We start from the raw sequence: 24,007 nt of genomic DNA, 5'->3' as shown, positions 1-24,007 counted from the left end.
TCTGCTCCTTTTTATTTTTATAATAATTTGATTTTATCTTCTGAAATATCGATGATCTTATCTTTATAAAGTCCGCCGATCGCTTTTTTGAAGTTTTTCTTACTCATCTGAACTTCATCCTTGATTTCTTCGGGGGAAGATTTGTCTGAAAGATAAAGCAAACCGTAGTTTTCTTCCAGTTTATCGAGAATCTTCTGTTTGAATTCATCAATATTTTCAAAACCTTCCGGCTGAAGGGAAACGTCGATTTTTCCATCTTCACGGATCGCTTTGATATAGCCTGATTCTTCAGATAAAGGATATAATTTTTTGAAAACATCAGAAGTGTAAATTAATCCGATGTATTTTTTATTAATCACGACATTCCAGCCCAATTCGCTTTCATTCATCATAATCAGATCTACTTTATCTCCTTTTTTGAAGGGTAAATCCTGATATTGGGGGTTTCTTTTGAATTTTGTGGTTCCGGTGATCAATTCCAGTTCGTCGTCTATATAAATATGAACGAGGTATCTTTTGCCTTCAATGATCTTGGTTTTCTGCTGTTTGTAAGGAATGAATAAATCTTTAATAATTCCCCAATCCATAAAAGCCCCGCTTGGAAGACTCTGAACACAACTCATCACCGCAAATTCGCCAACTTCCGCCAAGGGAATTTCTGTTGTTGCCTTCAATTTATTATCATCCTGATACACGAAAACTTCAATTTCATCACCAATTTCTTTTTCATCCTGAGCAAAAATTTTAGGTAAAAATGCTTTTTCACCTGATTCATCCGTCAAGATCCATCCTGAACTGTTTTTTTCTGAAATTTTTAAAGTCTGAGTTTTTCCGAGTAGCATGTAATGATAGAATTAGCTGACAAAGGTACGGAAAATAATTGCAAGTTTTTGGGTGAGTGGGTTTGAGAGTTTTAGAGTTTGAGTAATAAAAAAGCTGGTTTATAAATGTTTAAACGCAAGATTTATTTAAAAGTCTGTTTAAACTTTTTATTTTAACCACAAAAGATACAAAAGATTAGTACATGAGTATTTAAGTTCATTATTACACCGCAAAGTAAGAATACATAAGTTTAAAAAAATCTTTGATTTTAACCTTTTGTAGGCTTTCTAAGATTCAAACTAATGTATTATAATCAAAAAAAAGAGGCAAAAATGCCTCTAATTTTATTATCTTGTTTTTGTGATAAATTCTGAAAGATCTCTTCTGCTGGATTCAAAATCAAAGGCATCATACACGATAAAATACCTATCTTTATCTACACATCTGGAATACATAGATTTTGCCAACTGCAGTTTGTTTTTATCAAAACTCATCAATTTTACCAATTCATATACTTGTTTAGAAGTAAACATTGAACTGCGCATCTGTTGGTTGATTAATGAAAGTCTATTATCATCAAATTTTGCATTTTTGTTCAACATTTCAAAAAACTGACGGAAAGTATTATCATCCATCACATTGAAATAATTTCCAGATGGGTTTCCATAAAAATTATTCCAGACATCATCCCAATCATTAAATCCGTAAGATTGATTCTTTACCGGATAGGAATCCAGCAGAAACAACCCTTTATTGGTAAAGAAATCTAAAACCAATCTGTTATTATTTTGAACCATCAGAGTTGTTCTGTAAACTAAAAATCCATCATTGTAAATAGCGATGGGAATTCTTCCTGACTGTAAATCAAAAAACCTATATTTACCAGAACTGTTTGAAATAGATTGATCTCCCAGCTCTACAGTAAAAAAGCCATATTCGGGGATTCTCAGAAAAACTTCAGCATAGCCATTTCTTTGATTCCATTGATAATTGGGGTTTCTTCCCATATCCGGTTGCTTGTTAGGATTTCTAAAACCAGAATTATTAGAATTATTATTTCTGTTATTGCCAGATTTCGGAGATTGCATTTCCGTTTTTGAGGCTTCGTTTTTCAAAAGTTCACCTACACTTCCCGCTTCTTGAGCAAACGAATTTATTCCTACAAAAAAGAACAAACTGATAAAAATATTCTTCATAATACAATTTATCATTACGCTTCCCATTTTTATGCCAAAAAAAAGGAAATCAAAAATGATTTCCTTTTATATAATTAAAATATTTAATCAAATATTACATATGAATCGGTCTTTTCGCCGTAGCATCCAATGCCGCTTCTTTGATCGCTTCTGCATACGTTGGGTGTGCGTGAGAACTTCTTGCGATATCTTCCGCACTTGCACGGAATTCCATAGCGATAACTCCTTCTGCGATAAGGTCGGCAGCTCTTGCTCCTACGATATGCATTCCTAAAACTTCATCTGTTTTTTCGTCTGCAATGATTTTAACCAAACCATCTACATCACCACTTGCACGGCTTCTTCCCAAAGCTCTCATCGGGAAAGAACCTACTTTGTAAGCTACTCCTTCCTCTTTCAATTGTTCTTCAGTTTTACCAACTCCCGCAACTTCAGGCCAAGTGTACACAACACCAGGAATCAAGTTATAGTTGATGTGAGGTTTTTGACCAGCCAAAGTTTCAGCAACGAAAACGCCTTCTTCCTCCGCTTTGTGAGCCAGCATCGCACCTTTGATCACGTCTCCGATCGCGTAGATATTGGCAACGTTGGTCTGTAAGTGATCGTTTGTTTTTACTCTTCCTCTTTCATCAAGCTCTACACCAGCTTTTTCCAGTCCAAGACCGTCTGTGTAAGGTCTTCTCCCTACAGAAACCAAACAGTAATCTCCTTCTACAACTACCTCTTCACCTTTTTTATCTTTAGCTGTGATTTTTACAGAATCTCCATTTCGTTCCACTGCAGAAACAGCCGTAGAAAGCATGAATTTCATTCCTTGTTTTTTCAAAACTTTAGTTAATTCTTTACTTAAAGCTCCGTCCATAGTAGGAATGATTTTATCCATAAACTCAACAACAGTTACCTGAGCGCCTAGTCTTAGGTAAACAGAACCTAATTCCAGACCGATAACTCCACCTCCGATTACTACCAAATGTTTAGGGATTTCTTTAAGATTCAAAGCTTCCGTAGAAGTGATCACTCTTTCTTTATCCAATGTGATGAAAGGTAAAGAAGATGGCTTAGAACCTGTAGCGATGATGGTATATTTTGATTCGATCGTTTCCGTAGAACCGTCGTTTTTAGTAACTTTTATCTGAGTAGCAGATTCGAAGCTTCCAACTCCTTCAAAAACAGTGATTTTGTTTTTGTTCATCAGGTAATTGATACCATCTGTATTTTGTTTTACCACTTCGTTTTTACGCTCAATCATTCTTGCGATGTCAGCTTGCGGCTCATTGATAATGATTCCGTGACCTGCAAAATTGTGTTTTGCGTTTTCAAAATGTTCAGAGCTGTCCAAAAGCGCTTTTGACGGAATACATCCCACGTTAAGACAAGTTCCTCCCAAAGTTGGATATTTTTCAATAATTGCTGTTGTGAAACCTAATTGTGCAGCACGGATTGCAGCAACATAACCACCAGGACCAGAACCGATTACGGTAACATCGAATTGACTCATGTTATTTTATGAATTTGTTTATTATTAACTTTCTTTATTCTTACAAATTTAACGATTAATTACCACGTGAGAAAGTGAGATTTGTCAAATTTTTGAGATGGAAGACAGATGATGGGTGATGGAAGTTTAAAGTATTGCGAATATTTTGATTTTAATTTAAAAATTTACACTAAGTCTAATTATTCATACATTATCTTCCAACCTCCAGCTTCAGACTTCCAGCCAATTTATAAATCAACATTCACTTTACCCTGCCCAATAGTTCCCGTACTTTCAAAATAAGAACCACCGTAAACATACCATTCAAGGCCTTCCAAATATTCTACAGCATTTTCAGGAGTTATGTTAGGACGGTCTTTTTTAGAAACGATTCCTTTGTACCATCTTCCGGATTTGGAAAAACTTTCAAACTCAACAAAATAATGAATCCAAATTCTTTGGCAAAGCTTGCATTGCTGAATAGTTACTTCCGCATATCTTCCATTGGTATGATCTATGCCCAATTCAGAACTTCTATATTCAGTATAGTGCGAGGAAGGCTTTTCGCAGGCACATCCGATTTGAGGAATTTTCTTCACTGATAAATATTGATTTTAAATAAAATTAATGAAGGTCAAATGTAAAAAAATAAGAGTCCATAACGCAAATTCAGTCATTATTTTTTCATTAAATCCAACAAAACCTTCTCATATCTATCCAAAATAATATTCTTTGAAAATCGTGATTTAATAGAATTTTTTATTGAATCTTTATCATAACTTCCATGAAGAATTCTCATAATTTTCTGGGAAAAATCTTCGGGATTATCGATATCCGAAATCTCGCCGTTGATATTATTCTGAATGATTTCATTGATTCCGCCCGGACAATTGTTGGCTAACGAATATGTTCCGCAGGCTCCGGCTTCCAGTAAAACGTTCGGAAACCCTTCATACCTCGAAGAAAGAATGAATAAATCGGCGTACTTCAAAAACTGATACGGATTTTCCTGCCTTCCATGAAAAACGATATTTTTTAACCCTAAAAAATCTTTCATCTGATGCAGTACCTCACGATCTTTTCCGTCTCCTAAAATATGGAGTAAAATATTTTCATTTTTAAGCCTTGCAAAAACTTTCAACAAATTATCAAACCCTTTTCTGGCCGATAAGTTTCCGATGGCTACTACATTTTTATAATTATATTTAAAACATTCGGGCTTAGGGGAAAATGCCATTTTTTCTTCAATAAAATCGAAATCTACTGGATTATTGATTTTGATAATTTTATCTGATTTAATCTTAAAATTTCTCGTCAGATCACGCATCATATCATCACTCTGAGCAATGATTTTATCGTAATTATTGTAAAAATTATAGAAAAATTTGATTTCCTTTCGTGTGACATGCTGGGAAACGACATTGGTTTCGCGGGCAATAAATTTCGTTCTTGGGAAAAGCTTGATAAATAAGGACAAATATGCATTCACTTCACCAAACCCGGAAAAGACAATATCGGGTTTCCGGCGATAGATTTCACCTAAAATAGGCTTCAAAGAGTGCCTGATTCTTTCCGTATTGATGTCAATAATTTCAACATCTTTTTTAAGGAAATTGAGATAGCCTCCTTTCTTCCGTAAAAGCAAAATCTTAGGTTCAAATCGATCTCGGGAGAGGTGATTCGCAATCGTAGTTACAATCCTTTCTGCGCCTCCGGTTTCCAAATCCGGCAGAATAAAAATTACAGAAATCTTTTTCATCACTGTAAAGTTAGTAAAAAGTTTTATTAACCTTTAATCTCTATTTACAATTAATGATTTTTAACTTACAATTAAATATGATCAAAATTTTCATTTAAATTAAAAATCGAACACTTTATTATTAACACTATGTTTGTCATCCTGGAAGGATCTAAACATACCTGAAATGTTGGGTTGGGATGCTTTCAGCATGACAAACTTTATGGTTATTTTTTAAATTAAGAATTACTTAGAGTTAAATTAATTAATAAAAAAAGAAACTCTCTTAGGAAGAATTTCTTTTAAAGTTATTTTATTTCCGTCCTTGTACAAACCATTGAACTAAAAAATTAAAAACATAAAATATCATAACGTAACATCCTATAAAGAATAAAGCAGTATAAAATGTATACTTCAAATATTTTTTCATCTCTTAGTTTGCAACGTCACTAATGAATTTTATTCTCAACATTCTTACTTCTTCATCCGAAAGTTCGTCACCGAATTCATCCAGCAATACTTTCATGCTGTCGCTTTCAGATTCTGTCATGAATTCCATGAAACCATCAACGATGTCTTCGTCGAAATTATCTTCAATATAATAATCAATATTCAATTTAGTTCCTTGATAAACAATACTTTCCATTTCCTTCAACAATTCATCCATCGAAAGATTTTTGGCTCTTGCAATGTCTTCAAGATCAATTTTTTTATCGGTACTCTGAATGATGAAAACTTTATGACTGGATTTGTTCGCTACCTGCTTCAAAACCATATCCTGAGTACGTTCGATATTGTTATCTTCTACATATTTATGGATAAAATCGGCGAATTCTTTACCGTATTTTTTTGCTTTTCCTTCTCCAACGCCATAGATTTTTGTGATTTCATCTACCGTAATGGGATACTGAACCGTCATATCTTCCAAACTCGGATCCATAAAGACCGTGTAAGGAGGAATGCCGTGTTTTTTGGCAACTTTTTTACGTAAATCCTTTAATAAAGTAAATAAATTCTGGTCTAAACCGCCCGCCGACTGCATCTGAATCTGATCACTTTCGGCTTTGGTCTGAGTCAGGTCAAATTCTCTGTCTTCAGCAATTAAAAACGAATGTTCAAGCTTACCATCCAATACCAATTTACCCTTTTCAGCGATCTTTAAAACACCATATGTTTCAATATCTTTTTGTAAGAAATTCTGCACGGTTGCCTGTCTTAAGATCGTTTTCCAGTGGTTATCTTTTTCCTCTTTTCCGAAACCGAAATAAGAGCTTTGTTCGAGTTTATAAGACTTCGTCACTGCGTTTTCTTTTCCCGCAATCACCGAAATCAGATCTTTAGACTTGAATTTTTCTCCTGTATCTTTAATCAGCTCCAACACTTTTTTAAGATCATCGGTGGCATCTTTCAGTTTTGGAGGATTCGAAGAATTGTCGCACATCTTCGCTCCATCTCCATTGACCGGGTCAAAATTTTCACCGAAATAATACAAAATATACTGCCTTCTGCTCATCGAAGTTTCGGCATATCCTACCACTTCATTTAAAAGCTGCAACCCGATTTCTCTTTCGGAAACAGGTTTTTGAGCCAGGAATTTTTCTAATTTTTCAATATCTTTCGGATCGTAGAAAGCCAGACAATGCCCTTCTCCGCCATCACGGCCTGCACGACCTGTTTCCTGGTAATAACTTTCCAGAGATTTCGGGAAATCGTAGTGAATCACAAAACGGACATCCGGTTTGTCAATTCCCATTCCGAAGGCGATGGTTGCTACAATGACATCCACTTCCTCCATTAGAAATTTGTCCTGGTTTGTGATCCTTACTTTTTGGTCAAGACCTGCGTGATAAGGTAAAGCATTAATTCCGTTCACCTGTAAAAGCTGAGCAAATTCTTCAACCTTTCTTCGGCTTAAACAGTAAACAATTCCTGATTTAGTTTTATGTTGATTGATAAATTTAACAATCTCCTTATCTACATTCACTTTCGGACGTACCTCATAATAGAGATTCGGTCTGTTGAAACTTTCTTTAAAAACCAAAGCATTGGCCATCCCCAGAGTTTTCTGGATATCATCCTGAACTTTAGGAGTCGCGGTAGCCGTTAAGGCAATCACCGGAACATCGGCAATTTTATCAATAATTAATTTCAGATTCCTGTATTCCGGCCGGAAATCGTGACCCCATTCTGAAATACAGTGTGCCTCGTCAATCGCAAAGAAAGAAATTTTCACTTCCTTTAAAAACTCTAAATAATCATCCTTAATCAATGATTCCGGAGCTACATAGAGAAGCTTTGTTTTCCCGCTTTTGATGTCGTCGAAAACCTGTTTTGTCTGTGTTTTATTTAATGATGAATTTAAAACGTGTGCCACCCCGTCATCAGATGAAAGACCGTTTACCGCATCTACCTGATTCTTCATTAACGCTATTAAAGGCGAAACTACGATTGCTGTCCCTTCGGATATAAGTGCCGGAAGCTGATAGCATAGGGATTTACCTCCTCCAGTCGGCATCAAGACAAATATATCCTTTCCTTCTAACAGGTTTTCTATGATTTGCTCTTGCTGACCCTTGAAAGTAGAAAACCCGAAATATTTTTTCAATTCGCCTGATAAATTGGCTTTTTTTGCGCTCATCTAATTTTCTATTGCTAAATTTGCATCTTATCCAAAGTTATAAAATTTTTGCTTATAATAAAAGCGAACGAATTTATTAAAAATAAAATTTATATTAAATATTCTTTTTAAAATATAACATTATTTAAGAGATTTTTTGTATAGCCTATAAAAGTAAAATGGAAAGAGCCAACATCATTTCAATCGCGAAAACTACCTTAGAAATAGAGATTTCAGAACTTGAAAAGCTAAAAAACAGACTTGACGACCAATTTGTAAAGGCTGTAGAAATTATACATTCCGCAAAAGGAAAATTAATTGTTGTAGGAATCGGAAAATCTGCTCATGTCGCTAATAAAATCGTAGCAACGTTGAACTCAACAGGTACGCCATCTCAATTCCTTCACGCTTCAGAAGCCATTCACGGAGATTTGGGGGTGATCCAGAGACAGGATGTAGTGCTGTGCATTTCAAATTCGGGAAACTCGCCGGAAATTGTAAACCTCGTTCCTTATCTGAAAGATTATTCTTCAGCTTTGATCGGAATGACCGGAAATAAAAACAGCAAACTTGCCGAATTTTCAGAAGTTATTTTAGATACTCATGTCGATATGGAAGCGTGCCCGAACAAACTCGCTCCTACAAGCTCAACAACCTTACAGATGGCTCTGGGAGATGCTTTGGCGGTAACTCTGATGGAAATGAATGATTTTAAAGCCAATGATTTTGCGAAATTCCATCCGGGTGGAAGCTTGGGCAAAAATTTAATTTCTAAAGTTGACGACTTCCTTTCTTCTCAAAAGCCTCAGGTAACTGAAAATGACACCGTTAAAGACGTAATTATCTCCATCAGCGGTTCAAGACACGGAATCACGGTCGTGACGAATGAAGATGAAATTATCGGCGTTATCACCGACGGAGATTTAAGAAGAATGCTGATGAAAGGCGATGATATATCAAAAGTACTGGCAAAAGACATCATGTCTGCACGTCCGAAAACGATTGAAAGAACCGCTCTGGCAAAAGAAGCCATGAAAATTTTAAAAGAAAATAACATCGGACAGCTTGTCGTAACGGAAGACGGAAAATATTTCGGAATTATCGACCTGCATAAGTTGTTGGATGAGGGGATAAATTAGGCTGGAAGGATGAAGCTGGGAGCTGGAGGTTTTTAATAATTATGTATAAATGCTTCGACGGAGCTCAGCATGACACCGCTACAAATTGGCTGTTAAAATAAAACAGTTAGTAGATATGTTGTACTGATAAATTTCACTGTGAGGCTGAAAGTTCTTTAATAATATATATAAATGTTTCGAGAACCCTAGCATGACACTGGCTGTTAAAATAAAACAGTTAGTATTAGAGATGTCATGCTGAGCTCCGTCGAAGCATCTGTTTAATTATAACTTAAACTCTAAACTTCAAACTCAAAACCCTAAACTCAAAACTTTAAACCCAAAACCAAAAAAACTTTAAACCACTTTACTGAAACTTTTTTCATAAATTTGAGCCTTAAAAATTTCATCCTGTGAGTGAAGGTAAAGACATGTCTTTTTGGGGACATATTGGGGAATTAAGAGGTCACCTCATCCGCTCGATTATTGCTATTATAATTGCGGCTGTTGCTATTGGTTTTAATATCAACTGGATTATGGATCATATTTTTTTTGGTCCCACGAGAAACGATTTTCCGACTTTCGAGCTTGTCAATCACTTTTCCAGAATGGTTTTGGGAGAAAACAGCATTCATCTTCCGAAGGATTTTCCGGTAAGGGCGAGTAAACTGTATCAGCAGTTTAATGTGATGATGGCGGTTTCCATTTTCGGTGGTATTGTAGCTGCTTTTCCTTATCTTGTTTGGGAATTGTGGAGATTTATCAGCCCGGCTTTGCATCCAAAAGAAAGAAAAAATTCAATCTTTATTATCAATTCTGTTTGGATTTTATTCATGACAGGAGTTTTATGCGGATATTTTTTAATCCTTCCTTTTGCCGTTAATTTTGGAGTTATTTTTAAAATTTCAGACATTATCATTCCGCTTTACGATTTGAGCGATTATACAACATTATTTTTACAGGTCGTTTTGGGTATGGGAGTCATTTTCCTTTTTCCGATCCTTATTTATTTCCTGACAACAATCGGGATTTTGACGCCAATGTTTATGAGAACATACCGTCGTCATGCGATTGTTTTAATCATGGTTGTAGCTGCAATCATCACTCCTGCCGATGTTTTGAGTATGATGATGGCGGCTTTTCCGTTGCTTTTATTGTATGAATTCAGTATTTTGATGTGTTCTTACACGTATAAAAAAGTTCAGAAAGCGGCGGGGAATTTACCGGCTGTACAGAAATAATTTTCGGTTAAAAACTTTTTAAAATTTAAAATATATTCCCGTAGATTGATTCTGCGGGATTTTTTTTGGAGCTTTTTCCCGCTTTCCACTGTATCTTTTGGGTTACGGTCTCCGCTTCACTCCGACCGCAACCCAAAAGGATGTCGTTCCAATCGGGGCTAGTATAATATTATTTAATCTATTTATTTATAGTTGATTAAAAATATTTGCTCCCGAATTAATTCCCGACTCTAAATATTTTAATCTATTTGAACTTACTTTAATCAAAGAGAATCTATGCAGGGAAATAATATCCATGCTGTCACTGTCAGCACTGTAGTGTAATATACAACAAAAAGCCCATAAATACAAGTATTCACAGCAGTTTTTAACCAAAATATCAACTATTAAAAACTTTTTTAACCACTCGGAGCGCAGGAAATCAAAAACAGCCGTCAAAAAACCTAAAATCGTTGGTAGGGGCGGTTGGAAAAAAACGTATCGACCTATATCCACTCTTTGTATAGTAGGGATTGTCGGGATGCCTATATGAAAATTTTGAGATTTGGTATAGGGGGTGTACTTTTTACATCAAATTTGACGGGTGGTGTAAATAGTGACCCAAGTATTATATAGCTGCATTCAAAATCCATAGGCAAAAACATTAATCTATTCAAATTCTCCAAACTGTTTACCTTTGTTTTTCACATTATTAAACATATTGATAATTTACTATATTAAAATCGTTATGCTACGCATTTAATTAAATATACAATAACATAAAATTAATATTGTTTAATAAAAATGATTTATTACATTTACACTATCCACTAATAACACTCTATATATATGAACAAGTTGGGAAATAAACAAGTTTGAAATTCCTAATTACAGACCCCAAATGACAGTTCCCACTTATTTTTAAAATGTAATGATGAGAAAGAATGGGGTCTTTTACTGAAATCACTTTTCACTATTCATATTTGCCATGCTGTAACTGTACAGCATGGTTTTTGTTTACATATTTTGAAAAGTCGAAAATTTGTGATATATTTGTCTTAACGAAAAATAATTTTTTTTTTCATCATTTGTGTTTTTACGGTCTTCCTTCATTGGAAGACTTTTTCATTTTGGGGTAAATAGGTAGATATATATATTGACAAAAATCATGTCTGCTAAAAATCTATTTTTTCTACGCCCCGAACCAACCAAAGAGACCCACACATCGCAGTGTAGTTATCTTTAACAGCTGCCTCACAGAAAAAAGATTCTGCGCTCTGCCCACACCAACCCGAAAAACACTCTCTAATCTCACTAACTACCAGCTTATCAGGGAGTACAAAGGAAGATAACGTACCAACATACCGTATTATTATATATCATTATATGTTAGTAGAATCTTTGTAAACATCTTGTATCAGGGCGATAGCGGATTTCGCGCAAAAAAAAACTAGACATAATAACAAAACCTCAAATAAGGTTAATTTGAGCATTTTATCCACAAAACAACCTACAACATACTAAAACAGAAAGAAAGTCGATATTTGGCTATTTAAAACGCGCATATCGAAACATCATACACAAACTGTTACTCAGATTTAAATCCAAACGTTAAACAAAGTTCATTTAAACCGTTATTATGCCTTACGAAGGGATAACACCAAAACAGGAAGAAAGTCAAAATTTGACTATCTTATGGCGTCGTACGAGCCTGCTTGCTGCTTTGCTATTATACAAAAACTAAAATAAGGCTTTTTTAACTTGTTTTTGTATTTTCAAACACTACACTACAAAATAAAGACAATCGAAATTTGAGTGCTTTATGCGTTTGTAGGGAGGTGTTTCAGGTAAGGCAAAATTACCCCAATATAATCATACCCTATAAAATAGTACTTTATAATAGTATTATAGTGGGGTAATTTTACTGCCCGACCATGGTACTAACATTTTAAATCCAGCTAAAAGGAAAAATTCTTATCTTAGCACCTCAAATTTTATCGAAAAAATATAAAGCGTTAGCTTTTATTCTGTTATAGGAAATCTGGTACATTTCAAATACATCACAGAATAAACAGTTGATGCCCTCGCTTATGGCGTGTTGGGCAAAAACTTGTTTGTGATGTATGGTTTACCAGAACCTCCTATAGCAAATTGAGTTTAGTCCTTCACGCTTTTTGCATTTAATAACAACATCACTTTAGGAGGGCGGGTGAATAAAAAAACATCCGCCTATGAAAAAGATTCTGCTTTCTTCACTGCTATTCACAGTATTACTGTCATGTGAAAAATCCAAACCCACCAGAGAACCCGACCCGTACATAGATTCTATTCAGGCACGTATGAAAGCCAATGAAAGGATTCAGTTTGAAGAGATTGACCGTAAGCTAGAAGCACACGCTAAAGCTCAAAAACAATACATATTCGTTCGGTTGCTTGTTGAGGAAGATTATGGAATGGATACAAGACGAGCCAACTTTGTCTCAGGAATCCAAGATATAACCCACGATTTGAGCGAGGATGAAAAAGCACAGATGGAAGACCTGATAATTTCAAACTATCTCAGTTCACCCGATGCGCAAATCCGTAATGGCAGGGTCAAAAAGAAAGAAATGTTTGTATTTGGCAGTTATGCAGAAGCAAGCGAAAAAAGAAACACATTTTTAATCACCGAATAATGAGCATAGTATGAAAAAGATTTTATTAGGTCTGACAGTAAGCATGACATTACAGCTATCCGCGCAGACAAAAACATTTAGTTACAATATGGTTCAGATTACCAAGAATATGAATGTAACAGAACTCGCTACACGAAAAACAAAGATTGTCATTAACAAATCTAAAAACACAATCAGCGTAATAGATTCTGAATTTCCCACTCCGTATGTCTTCAAGATTGATAGCTATTGCGATATTACCACACCGTCTATCAATTGTATGATAAGAGACAAACAAAATAAACTCAACTTTTTTTCCTATAACAAAAACAGGTTAGAGATTATGAATCTCACAGGAGATGGAACAAGATATATTAACATAAAACCATAACATTATTATGAAAAAACTTTCTTTCAAAGCTACAATGGTAGCACTATCACTAACATTTACAATCATAAGTTGTTCAAATAGCAGTGATGAAGACAACACTACACCAAACAATCAACAACCTGCAACAACTCAATATTTTCACCCACCAATATGGATTCAGGGAATATGGGGCGTAACCAATGGGACAACTTCAAACAAGCTGTATAAGTTTACAGCAGATGATTTTATATTACTAGTAACAGGTGTAAGCGAACAAAGCATGACGGGAACAATCAAATCAACTCCTAACGGTGGAAGTGTTGATGAAACCGTTAACAGTGGTACACAATATAACTTTACCGTAAAATACAACATCACAACCACAACACAAAGTTTTGAGTTCAGGAAAGTTTCAGCAACTCAGATTCAGTGGAAAGATAACAGTAACGGAACATGGTTTGACTTGGTAAAAATGAAAATATAATACGTCAAGTTTTGTCGCTTTGAACCTATATCTTCGCAATATCAAATAATTCAATAATCAAAGAAATATTTTGATTTATATTATAAATTTTTTAAATTCGTGAAATAATGAGAGTCTTAGGGCATTCAAGCAAGTAATTTAAGGTTTGGTAATTATTTGCAAAATTTAAACAAACCAATCACAATTATTTAAACATTATAAAAAACAAATTAAAAATTATTTAAAAATGAGAAAGATTTTATTAAGCATTTGTGTTATTTCAATTACAATGAACTCATGTACAAATGCTAACAATGAAGAAGATTTAGTACAAAAAACCAATTTAGAAAACAATAATCTAAACTCTTCAAACAAATCTTATAACTTAGAAGTTGAAAATCTTGCAAAAAAAATTGTTATAGCATCTTCAAAAATTATGCTTGATGATTATATAATTGAAACAAATGAACAAAGATTTAAAGATGACCTCGAGAAAGGAATTGTTTTCAAATCTGAACACGTAACACCTGAAGAAATGGGCGAAGTTTTTCAAAATTATTTTGGTATTGATAAAAATGCTACAGTAGATTTTTTAAACGTATTTATTGAAAATAGAGAATTGATTTCAAAAACCGATAGAGAAGTACTCCAAGAAGCAATTGCAAATGAAGCAGAAATTTATAATTCAACTGCATCATCTGGAAGTAAATTGATATTTGGGGCTTTAGTTTCAATTATTAATCCAAAAGGTTGCGGATGGGGTGTTGCAGCAGGAGTTTTAGATACTGGTCTTTCAGCAGCCGCAACAGCAATATTTTCTCCAACAGGTGTTGGTGCAGCAATTGGGGCCGTTAGTACAGCAGGTTATTATGCTTCAACTGTAGCTCAAGCAGTTAGATGTCATAAATAATAAAATAATGGAGTCAGGTATAATTTACATACAAACAATTTTATCGTTAATTACTTTTTTCATATTGTATAAGCAGTGGAAAAAGAAAAAAAATAATGATAGTGGTATAAGTTCAAATTTTAAAATTATCCTTGTTAGTATTGTAATACTATCCTTGTTAGTATTAATATTTTTTATTTTTAAATATAATATTAACGTTCTTGAATCTGCAAATTATTTGCATTATTCAATATTTTGCATTTGGATAGTTTTACTTATTTACATTTTGTTTAAAAGTAAAAAATCAAATTAATAAACGATTGGCTTTATCACAACATCAAGGTAAAGCCAATCTTTTTTATTTACAGTACAAATTACTCTTAATATATAGACCGATTTTGTCCTTTTTCACCCTCAATCACTCCACATCTCTACTACCCCCTATCAAACTTTGAAACTTAGCCACAAGTAAATCCCGTAACTCCAATTTTATGGTATCTAGGTTATACTTTCTTAGTAGGTTGTTATAACTTTTTCTTAGGTCATAATAATAGCTAGATGATTTACTGTTTTTTATTTCCCGCCAATAATGGGGACTTTTGCCTAGCTCAATATCTGTTTTTTCTTCCCCGCGGATTTCCTGAGTGGCGAGACTATCTATAATATTTACCTCGTCGAAACACTCTAACAAGAAGTTAAACATCAATTCTAACCTATTCTTTAAACTCATTAATAAATCACATGCTCATATTTATATACTCAGATAAAAAAGCTAGCAATAAAATTAAATAATAGTACAATTATTAATAATCTATTATACAAACTTGTAACTATTTTTTGAAAAAATTATTCAATTAATAGGATTTACTTCATTTATAAAATTTTGCTTTTTTTTCTGAATGAAATGGCAATCAAATTATTATTAAGGCGAAAGCTTAATATAAGAAATAGAAGTCCTTCCATTACTGTTATTTATTATTTGTGCATCCCCAATACCACCAGCTCTAACACCTAGATAATAAGTCGTAGGAGTATTTATAGTTGTAATAAACATTCCTGTAGCTGACCCACCATCTTGTACTGTACTAACATTGTATATTAAAATTTCTGTATTTGAAATTATAGTGCCTGCTGTTGGAGCAGTACTAAGAAACGCAGTCGCAAATCCTTGCCCACTAGTATTTCCCCCTGTGTTTAACATTTGACCTCTCACAGTATAATTAATTTGATAAGTACCTGGTTCAGTTATTTCAACACTTAATATATTATAATTAGGAGCAGTGAGAGGAATCGCTATAGTTCCTCCAGATAAAACAAGCCTCCCAAATGCAGGGGTAAAAGAAGAACCTTGAACTGTAACTACTTCTCCTTCTGCATTCACCCCGAGTGTTGCCCCATTAGAAACAGGGCTTGCTGAGGTTAGATTAGTAAAGGTAAGTCCAGAAACATTACTTGTTCCTGAATTTAATTCTAATTTTGAATTAGGAGTGTCAGTTCCAATTCCTACATTACCATTACCTTTTATCCGCATTAATTCATTAGAGGTAGTATCATTTGCACCAGCATAGAAAACATGACTGCTTGCAATGCTATTTACTTGATATCGTAATATCCCTGAATTAACACCAAAACCGTAAAACTGATGGTCATTATTAACAGCGTTTTGATATAAAACTATTTTGCGGCTATTTTCATTATTCCTAAATTGTAAAGCTCCATTTGGATTTATTGTTCCAATTCCTACATTCCCCGTACTAGTAATCACAACATCATTTGCAGCTTGTATTCCATTAGGAATAGCCATTATAGGATTATCTTTTGCCCCATCTATGTGCAAAATACCTTGCGGATTAGGTGTATAAATTCCCACTTGAGAAAAAGCAGTGTTTGATAAAAGCATTGCTAATAGTGTAATAAAATATTTTTTCATTGTCTTAAGTGTGTGTTAGTTAGAATCGTAAATTTTAATTATTACTTCAATTCTACTGAATCATTTAAGTAGCTTAGAGCCATATTGTTAATTTAAATAATAAGTAGTAATACAGTAGTAAAAAAAACAAAAATCATTATAGATGAGAAAAAAAATAAATTTAATACAAACTCATTTTACTTGTTTTTTGTCCATCAGGCTCTCTTTCATGATGAAAAACAACCATATCAAAATCTTTTCTCAAAAGAGTTATCTCACCATTGATATCTGTATATCTATATTCGTCATTTTCAGCTGTGTAATTAGGCAAATCATTACTTTTTTTGAGTTGATATGTTTGTCCTTCCAGATGTATAGTTGCTGTATTTTTACTGTGATTAATCGTAACTTCCATATCACTTTCTCCAAATTCATCATCAGTATAAACACTTTTAACAATATTATCGGTATTCACTGAGTTTTCAGCTGTAAAGGCTTTCACCTTACCAGGCTGTTTACATGCTGTTACTGTAAGGGCAGTCAGCCCTAAAATGGTTAGTAAAAGTAAATGTTTCATGGCAATAAATTATTTTCAGTTGTTTCATGTGTATGTTAATATTATATAAAATTACGAATATTTTTAATTAATTATTATACTTTTTTTAATATTTTAGAAGATAATAAATTCGTTATCAAATTTCGTAAGGCGTTTTGCTTAAATCATTTCTTCCCTTTTTTTCATTTTTTAAATAAGAACATAACTAGTTTTATCAGGCTTTTTAAGACTTACCAAAGAAAAATCTTTCTGAAATAAGAAAATGTTATATATTTATATCACTCAATAATGAGTTTTAAAAAAATCTTTAAATCTACAAACTATGGAAAAAATAATTCTACCTCAAAAGAATTTACAAGGTATTTGGGAATTTGTCACTGGATATGAACCTGCTTATTTTAATGTTCAAGTTGGCGACACCTGGCATTTTCAATATAACATTAATCCATCATTCCCTGCCGAAGGAAAATTGGAAATGTTTAGAGCAGATGGGGCTCTATATAATAGTGGAGTTTTTAAGCAATATGAAATTCAAAACCCTGGACCTAGTGGCTATGAATTAGAGATTTATATGGAAAATCTTGGAGCCAGTTATACGATTCAAAATATTTCCGAATCATCATTATTTTTACAATCAGTCTCTCCATATAGATACCCAGGTAATTTTAAAAAAGTACAACAATAAGTAAGTCTTTGATTTTATTAATCTTTTTATAGAATTACTTCTTTTTAAGAATTATGAGTAAATATTCTGCAAAGTCCCAGATTTTGAGTTGAAAGTAACAAGACCAATGCAATTGCATTGGTCTTGATTATAAAAAAGTTTTCAAAAAGGGAGGACCTTCTAAACACAAAGTAATAAAAAAATTAAATTCTTTTTGAAAATATGTAACTTATTATTCAAATCAATTTACCAATTTTTCAGATTTTGCCAGAAAAACACATGAATTTCACTATTTAAATAAAAAATAATACTAATTCAGCATTTACTATAAAATTTCACACTTGATTATCCTGGGTCTGTGCTAGCTATCTGCATAGTGCAACACTCTTTAGCTGACGTATACGTATTTGAGGGTATAACGAGTAAATAAGACAGTAAGACTTGATTTCCCTACCTTTTTCAACAACCTCCATCTTTAAAACAATATTACCACAAATAAATTGTAACAATAATGAAGATATTATCTTATTTAATCGGGTTTGATAAAGTTAACTAAAAATAAATTTCCAACAGTTTTTATTAATATTTTTTCAGTTTTTAATAACCTAAAGAAGCTTCTAAAAATGGACAATGTCTATTCAAAAATGGGGAATTGTTTTAAACCAATTATTCTTATTTTTGAAAAAAGACTCAGATTATAAAATCCAAGCCTAACCTTTTAACTTACACATTAGTGGGATAGTGTCAAAATTAACAGTATTGTGAGCTATTTAGTATTTTTATTTAGCTTTTTTTAAAATTTCTATCTCTTTTTTTAAAAATTCTATTTCTTTTTGCTGTTCCTGTATAGCTTTTGTAAGGACTACTGTAATTTCAGCATAATTAACTCCGAGTGTGTTCATCTCATCATTTGCAGTAATTATGAGTTCAGGCATTGTAGCTTTTACTTCTTGAGCAATAAATCCTATTTTTTTATCTTTACCCAATTCTTCATTTTTATATTTATAATTAATAGTTCTTAGGGTTAGAATTTGTTTTAAACCATAGACATTATCAGTAATATCTTTTTTAATCCTTATATCGGAAGGAGTAATTGTACCTGATGCAAGAATATTTCCAATTACATGTAGCTTTTGTGACGGGGAGTTTGTACCTATGCCGACATTTCCGCCACTTGTAAGAACCATACTCGGCGCTTCCGCAGCAGTAGAAGCTGCGTGAAACTGAAGAAGTCCTGAACTGATTCCTAATCCATAAAAATCGGTGCCTCCAGCATTATTATAAACTGCAAGTTTTTTTCCTGCAAAATCAGTCTCGTTAGTTCCTAAAGAAGTTCCCAAATCAAGCTTGCTGTTGGGGGCGGCTGTTCCTATTCCTACATTTCCCTGTATAACTGCCCCATTTATAGGTGCAACAACATTGGTATAAGCATTACCTACTGAAGCATTACCATTTACGGTAAGATTATTTTGGGGGTTATTTACGGAATTTATCCCCAATTTTCCAGAACGTGTTATAGACAACATTTGAGCTCCAACACTTCCAGCATCATCACTTACTCCTTGAAAATTTAAAACAGGTTCAGTTGAATTTAGAGAATAATTAAGTTTTAATAATCTTTGTCCGACTGGGGCATTCGTATTCTCAAGATAAAAACCTGGTCCGCTACCGTCAAAACCATACCCAATTCCTGTTAATGCTATTCCTGAAACAAAACTATTAAGTATTCCACTCGTAGTATTGAGTTCAGTAATGTGTAATTTTTGTTTAGGTAATGTAGTACCTATACCCACAAAACCTGAATTAAGCACCGTAATGTCATTCGCTTGTTGGGTTGCACTGGGAACTCCTGTTACAGGATTATCCTTGGCTCCGTCAATATGAAAAACCCCTTGCGGATTTGGGGTATTAATACCGATTTGTGAATAAGCTAAACTTGAAAAAGTGATAGCTACTAATGTAAAAAGTGTGTTTTTCATTTTTTTGATTTTTTTTGTTCTTTTGTGTGTTTATAATCATCTTACTTATAGTAGTTAGAGGGATATCTAAAATTGAGTGAATTTTCATAGGAAATGTACTTTTAGTCTAATAAAGAAAAGAAGAATGTTTTCATGTTTGGCTTTTTTAATTTTCATATCAAAGTTAACAAAAAAAAAATAATACAATTGCGAATACTAATAAAAATTATCATAATATTTAGAGTATATTAAAATAATAATAATTATTTTTAACAATATCTAAACCTATGTAGCCAGTTACAGGATTATCTTAGATACAATCCTTATCTTCAAACCTTTTTAATCATATTTGGAGCATACCCAATCTCACGGACAAATATTTCATGCATCAATTCATAAACTTGTTCTAAATCAGATTCTCTGACCATTAAACAATCATGAAGTGTAAAAAATGGTATCGTTCTTCTAAATCTGTTGTTTATTTCCCGTGCAATAATATTCAGCATAAAATGAGATTCTAACTGAAACAATAAATGTGAAAACCTTTTGTGCCTTTCAGACCTTGGAACACCCCGAAATTTCGACTGTTTAAATTTTTTGATAAGTTGGTGTATCGTCGGGAATTTACGATAAAATACAGCTTGTTCCTGCATGTATTCGCCAGGACTAGCAAAGAGCATCGATAAGAATCTTTTTTTAGTATACTTTCTTAACTCTTCCTCATCACCGTCAAATGCTCTTCCAAACATATTTTTAAAACCAAAATCAAAGTTTTGTAAGCCTGTAAAACTTATCATAAACTCCCCATAAAGTTTGTTATTTAGGACAAGTTGCCTGAAATCCGCTATCTCCCTGACAGAGGGACTTACCAAAGATTCTACTAGCATATAATGGTATAATATGTTTTCACTGTATGGTAACTGTACGGATAGTGTGGCGGATTTACTAGATGTAGGTAGTGAAAGTAAATAAGACAGGAAAAAAGGTACTGAAGATGATAAATCGACTTCGGCTATGTGTTCCCCGTCATATTTTAGATATTTTCGACCTATCTTAGGAAACTGTGATAATGCTGTATGTAACCTCCCGTCCGTTTCAGGATTGTAATGAAAGTTATATCCCTCATTTTTAAGATTCATTATCATGACTGCATTTTTCAAGTATTTCGCATAATCTCCTGTCCGCCCATAGTCTTGATACAGTTCATTTAAAGCTGATTCTGCATCTAATTCGATACGATTAGTATCAAAGTACTGCAATGTAAAGTTAAGATGTTTTCTGACAGTATTATCAATCTGAGGTTTGTTAAGCCTTTTAACCTTATCAACCAAAGTTTTTTCACTTATACAAATCAGTTCCAGCTCACCATCTCCCCAAAAGTGTCTGGGCAAATAGTACGAATAACAGCTGCCAGGTTTGTAATTATTTTTCCACAACACCCTCCCTTCACCTCCGAAGTTCTGATAAAGATAATCTATGTGCAGTTTTGAATTTCTATAAATAGATTGATTAATTCCTGCGCATCTTGAGATAAAATGAGATATTGCAGTTTTGAAATCTTTAAATTCGTCAGAATTATTTTGATTAGAAACCTGCTTTATCAATTCAGAGATAAAATAATGACAATAATCTCGGCTCAGTTCAAAATCAGGAGGAAATTTAGACAATCTTTGTTCAAGATTCAGGCTTTTTGGTACTAAGATATAATATTTGTTCATAATAATGTTGTTTAAAAAAAGGCATAGCAAGGGCTGTACATGGCTTTTTTGCAATGCATTCAGGATTTTGTTATACGAATTGTTTTAGTTGATTTTTCGGGCGTTTATAGGCTTTTAAAGTATGCGTACGCAGAGAGATGCGATGTAGTAGTAAAAAGATTCTGCTCTCCAGTTTGTGAGAGTAAAAAGATTTAAGCCAACCCCAAAATGATAAAATTATTTTAATTAATCTTTAGTTTTGCTTGAATATCATTTTTAGAATAGTACACTTTTTTACCGACCTTTGCAGAAGGCTTAAAAACTCCCTGCTTATTCCAGTTATGAAGCGTTGTTAAGCTAACATTTAAAATTTCAGCAGTTTCATCACGGGTATAAGTCAGTTTCTCATTCTTCAATGCTTGCTGTTCAACCTGCATTTGATTGACTACTTTACGAACTACCTGCTCAAAATCTCGGATTAGTTCTTCTTTTGTCATTTGGACTAGTAATGTGCTATTACTACCGTTGTTACTGTTATTACTCATAATTTATTGTTTGTTATATTGTTAATTTATCTGTTCAATTACCTGACATACAGACATAAAAAAAAACTGCCCTTTTTGGACAGTCTCGTTGATGTTTAGATATAAAAAAAGACCCAACCGTTAAGGTTGAGTCTATATGTTAGTTATAATAATTATTAAAATTTTGTTATTCGGATATATTTATCCTCCTGAGTTTGAAAATAGATATTTTTCAGTTTCCTACTGAATACGTTTTATACGGGTGCATCCCCAAGCCGAAGCCTTTAAGATTTTTTATATTAAAAATGTTGATTATTTCCTGATTAGACATAATTATCCCCCTGAATAAATTCCTGCCCCTCCCAATATTTAGCATCTGCTCGGTAGGGTCGCACCAATGAGGACTTTTTGTAAGTATGATTTAGTTCGGTCGGGATTATCCGCATTGAAAAATATTCGTTGCGGTGCTTTTTTCTGCAAGGAAAGCCTAATCCTCAATTTACCGACTTTTTGACATTACAAGACATAATTATCCCACATGAAACAAAATGTTTCTGCCATCCCCCCACTGTTTACGGTTTTAAAGCGTTGGCGTGGTCGTTCCATGAGTTGGACTTGTTTTGATAATTAGTGTTTCTAATATCACATACTTGAAATAACCTTAAAGAACTTTTTCGCTCGTTTCTCCTCTTACTTACACATTAATCACTACTAAGTGATATATTTTATTTTTCAGATTTAAAACTCTCAAATCGAATTCAAATACTGTGCCAAATGTTATTTTTTCTTCGGTTTTACCTGAGTTCTTTTTGCTTTTTTGGTTTCTTCCTGTTCCGTCCAATACTTTTCGAGCTTTTCAGCGTGTTCTCTTTTGGACGTTTTGACATAATCTAAGAATGTACTATGCGATTTGTGTCCTGTAATCGCCATAACCGTTTTATCGTCCAGTTTTCCATAATGATTCGATACAAAAGACCTACGGCAGGTGTGAGAAGAGATGAGTTTGAATTTTGGATAATATCCTTTTTCTTTTCGGTTGGTTTCAGGATTCTTTAAACCACCCAAAATAACTTCCGTAATTCCCACTAATTCGCACAGTACCTTTACATCTTCATTAAACTTGTGTTGAGTAACTTTCGGCAAAACACCCTCTCTTTTCTCGATAATCTGCTTTAAATGCGGATGTATCGGAATTTCGACAAAACTGCCTGTTTTCTCCGTTTCCACAATCTTAATTCTGTTATTGGAAATATCAAAACTGTTAATTCGCTTCAAATCCGAGATTCTGAGTCCCGTCCACAGCCCTGTAATAAATAAATCTCTAACTTCGTTCAATTCCTCATTGCCCGAAAGGTCATAGTTAAAAATAAGGTCTATTTCTTCTTCATTCAGGTAAGTATCAATCGTTTCATCTTTTTTTATGGTAAAGTTTCTGCTTTTGATTTCAGGATTAATTTTGTATCCTTTCTGCTCAGCTTCTCTGATATACTGTTTGACGGTTGTCAACTGCTTATCAATCGTAGTATTGCTATAAGAAGTACATACTTCTTTCATATAATAGATAAACTTGTTATGAAAATCTAAACCAATATCTGTGATTCTCAGTTTTTGACCTAAATAGTCCTGAAAATCATTGATAAGTCCGAGCGTATAATAATGTCTCGTGATGGTTTTGTGGTCTAGCAAAGTACCTGTTCTAGGATTGATTTTAGTTTCTGATTCTTTGATAAACTGTTTGGCAAACGGATAAAAATAATATCTCGGGTCGTCTTCTCCTTCTGGTCTTTCATGGAAGTCGTTAATGATTTTGATTAGCCAATCAGAATCAATCTTATTGCCTTTAGGAAAATCTTCGATAAATCGGTCAAAAACGTTTCTTTTGAGCTTATCCGTTTTTTCTCTGACATCTGCATTGACAATATCAACACTTCTGGAACTCTTTTTTCCTTTTGATATTTTCTTGAATTTAAAATCCGAATCAAAAATAAAGATGTTCGTTTTTGCATTAATATCGATTTTGTTGTGATAAAATCGTATATTCAGATTCACAGGAACTTTTTTACTATAAACTCCAAATTCTATATTTGCCATAAAATGCTTATTTTAGGTGTACTCAAAGATAATTAATATTTCCG

Annotated in this window: 19 protein-coding genes; 7 read left to right on the top strand and 12 right to left on the bottom strand. The window is 33.4% G+C overall.

Annotation, left to right across the window (positions count from 1 at the left end):
• Positions 1 to 17 precede the first annotated feature (17 nt).
• The 6 genes from BMX24_RS05270 to recQ all read right to left on the bottom strand — a co-directional run bounded on the left by BMX24_RS05270 (position 18) and on the right by recQ (position 7,871).
• Positions 18 to 842, bottom strand: coding sequence for a CvfB family protein (locus tag BMX24_RS05270; protein WP_089791004.1), 825 nt, complete (start codon positions 840 to 842; stop codon positions 18 to 20).
• A gap of 327 nt (positions 843 to 1,169) precedes the next feature.
• Complete coding sequence (locus BMX24_RS05265) at positions 1,170 to 2,018, bottom strand: DUF4476 domain-containing protein (protein ID WP_170835664.1); 849 nt, start codon at positions 2,016 to 2,018, stop codon at positions 1,170 to 1,172.
• Positions 2,019 to 2,112: 94 nt separating this feature from the next.
• Positions 2,113 to 3,516 carry a dihydrolipoyl dehydrogenase gene (lpdA, locus tag BMX24_RS05260; protein WP_089791002.1) on the bottom strand — a complete coding sequence of 468 codons (1,404 nt, stop codon included), beginning with the start codon at positions 3,514 to 3,516 and terminating at the stop codon, positions 2,113 to 2,115.
• 227 nt (positions 3,517 to 3,743) lie between these two features.
• Positions 3,744 to 4,094 carry a hypothetical protein gene (locus BMX24_RS05255; protein WP_089791001.1) on the bottom strand — a complete coding sequence of 117 codons (351 nt, stop codon included), beginning with the start codon at positions 4,092 to 4,094 and terminating at the stop codon, positions 3,744 to 3,746.
• A gap of 77 nt (positions 4,095 to 4,171) precedes the next feature.
• Entirely contained in the window at positions 4,172 to 5,254 is a 1,083-nt protein-coding gene (locus tag BMX24_RS05250) for a glycosyltransferase (RefSeq protein ID WP_089791000.1), read from the bottom strand.
• A 412-nt stretch (positions 5,255 to 5,666) separates the two neighbouring features.
• The gene (gene recQ / locus BMX24_RS05245) at positions 5,667 to 7,871 is read right to left on the bottom strand and encodes a DNA helicase RecQ (RefSeq protein ID WP_089790999.1); all 2,205 of its coding nucleotides are present in this window, start codon (positions 7,869 to 7,871) and stop codon (positions 5,667 to 5,669) included.
• Positions 7,872 to 8,029: 158 nt separating this feature from the next.
• Here recQ and BMX24_RS05240 point away from each other — a divergent pair, with 158 nt between their 5' ends.
• The 6 genes from BMX24_RS05240 to BMX24_RS05215 all read left to right on the top strand — a co-directional run bounded on the left by BMX24_RS05240 (position 8,030) and on the right by BMX24_RS05215 (position 14,585).
• Positions 8,030 to 8,989, top strand: a complete 960-nt coding sequence (locus BMX24_RS05240) for a KpsF/GutQ family sugar-phosphate isomerase (RefSeq protein ID WP_089790998.1) — start codon at positions 8,030 to 8,032, stop codon at positions 8,987 to 8,989.
• Between the two features lie 392 nt (positions 8,990 to 9,381).
• Positions 9,382 to 10,209, top strand: coding sequence for a twin-arginine translocase subunit TatC (gene tatC, locus BMX24_RS05235; RefSeq protein ID WP_170835663.1), 828 nt, complete (start codon positions 9,382 to 9,384; stop codon positions 10,207 to 10,209).
• A 2,210-nt stretch (positions 10,210 to 12,419) separates the two neighbouring features.
• On the top strand, positions 12,420 to 12,863 hold the full coding sequence (locus BMX24_RS05230; RefSeq protein ID WP_089790997.1) for a hypothetical protein: 444 nt from the start codon (positions 12,420 to 12,422) through the stop codon (positions 12,861 to 12,863).
• Between the two features lie 10 nt (positions 12,864 to 12,873).
• Positions 12,874 to 13,233 carry a hypothetical protein gene (locus tag BMX24_RS05225; protein WP_089790996.1) on the top strand — a complete coding sequence of 120 codons (360 nt, stop codon included), beginning with the start codon at positions 12,874 to 12,876 and terminating at the stop codon, positions 13,231 to 13,233.
• Positions 13,234 to 13,240: 7 nt separating this feature from the next.
• On the top strand, positions 13,241 to 13,696 hold the full coding sequence (locus BMX24_RS05220; protein WP_089790995.1) for a hypothetical protein: 456 nt from the start codon (positions 13,241 to 13,243) through the stop codon (positions 13,694 to 13,696).
• 226 nt (positions 13,697 to 13,922) lie between these two features.
• The gene (locus BMX24_RS05215; RefSeq protein WP_139176742.1) at positions 13,923 to 14,585 is read left to right on the top strand and encodes a hypothetical protein; all 663 of its coding nucleotides are present in this window, start codon (positions 13,923 to 13,925) and stop codon (positions 14,583 to 14,585) included.
• A 901-nt stretch (positions 14,586 to 15,486) separates the two neighbouring features.
• Here the strand turns inward: BMX24_RS05215 and BMX24_RS05205 are convergent.
• The gene (locus tag BMX24_RS05205) at positions 15,487 to 16,494 is read right to left on the bottom strand and encodes a hypothetical protein (RefSeq protein ID WP_089790992.1); all 1,008 of its coding nucleotides are present in this window, start codon (positions 16,492 to 16,494) and stop codon (positions 15,487 to 15,489) included.
• 160 nt (positions 16,495 to 16,654) lie between these two features.
• Complete coding sequence (locus BMX24_RS05200; RefSeq protein ID WP_089790991.1) at positions 16,655 to 17,050, bottom strand: hypothetical protein; 396 nt, start codon at positions 17,048 to 17,050, stop codon at positions 16,655 to 16,657.
• Between the two features lie 301 nt (positions 17,051 to 17,351).
• Here BMX24_RS05200 and BMX24_RS05195 point away from each other — a divergent pair, with 301 nt between their 5' ends.
• The gene (locus tag BMX24_RS05195; protein ID WP_089790990.1) at positions 17,352 to 17,714 is read left to right on the top strand and encodes a hypothetical protein; all 363 of its coding nucleotides are present in this window, start codon (positions 17,352 to 17,354) and stop codon (positions 17,712 to 17,714) included.
• A 758-nt stretch (positions 17,715 to 18,472) separates the two neighbouring features.
• Here BMX24_RS05195 and BMX24_RS05190 read toward each other — a convergent pair.
• The 4 genes from BMX24_RS05190 to BMX24_RS05175 all read right to left on the bottom strand — a co-directional run bounded on the left by BMX24_RS05190 (position 18,473) and on the right by BMX24_RS05175 (position 23,963).
• Positions 18,473 to 19,672: a tail fiber domain-containing protein gene (locus tag BMX24_RS05190; RefSeq protein ID WP_089790989.1), complete on the bottom strand. Its 1,200-nt coding sequence runs from the start codon at positions 19,670 to 19,672 to the stop codon at positions 18,473 to 18,475.
• Positions 19,673 to 19,980: 308 nt separating this feature from the next.
• Entirely contained in the window at positions 19,981 to 21,369 is a 1,389-nt protein-coding gene (locus BMX24_RS05185; protein ID WP_089790988.1) for a hypothetical protein, read from the bottom strand.
• 221 nt (positions 21,370 to 21,590) lie between these two features.
• Positions 21,591 to 21,845, bottom strand: a complete 255-nt coding sequence (locus BMX24_RS05180) for a helix-turn-helix domain-containing protein (RefSeq protein ID WP_170835662.1) — start codon at positions 21,843 to 21,845, stop codon at positions 21,591 to 21,593.
• A gap of 804 nt (positions 21,846 to 22,649) precedes the next feature.
• Complete coding sequence (locus tag BMX24_RS05175; protein WP_089790986.1) at positions 22,650 to 23,963, bottom strand: phage integrase SAM-like domain-containing protein; 1,314 nt, start codon at positions 23,961 to 23,963, stop codon at positions 22,650 to 22,652.
• Positions 23,964 to 24,007: the final 44 nt, after the last annotated feature.

This window comes from Chryseobacterium wanjuense (assembly GCF_900111495.1).
In the GTDB taxonomy this organism is placed as follows: domain Bacteria; phylum Bacteroidota; class Bacteroidia; order Flavobacteriales; family Weeksellaceae; genus Chryseobacterium; species Chryseobacterium wanjuense.
The sequence above is the reverse complement of the archived record's forward strand: the minus strand, read 5'-3'. Positions and strand labels throughout refer to the sequence as shown.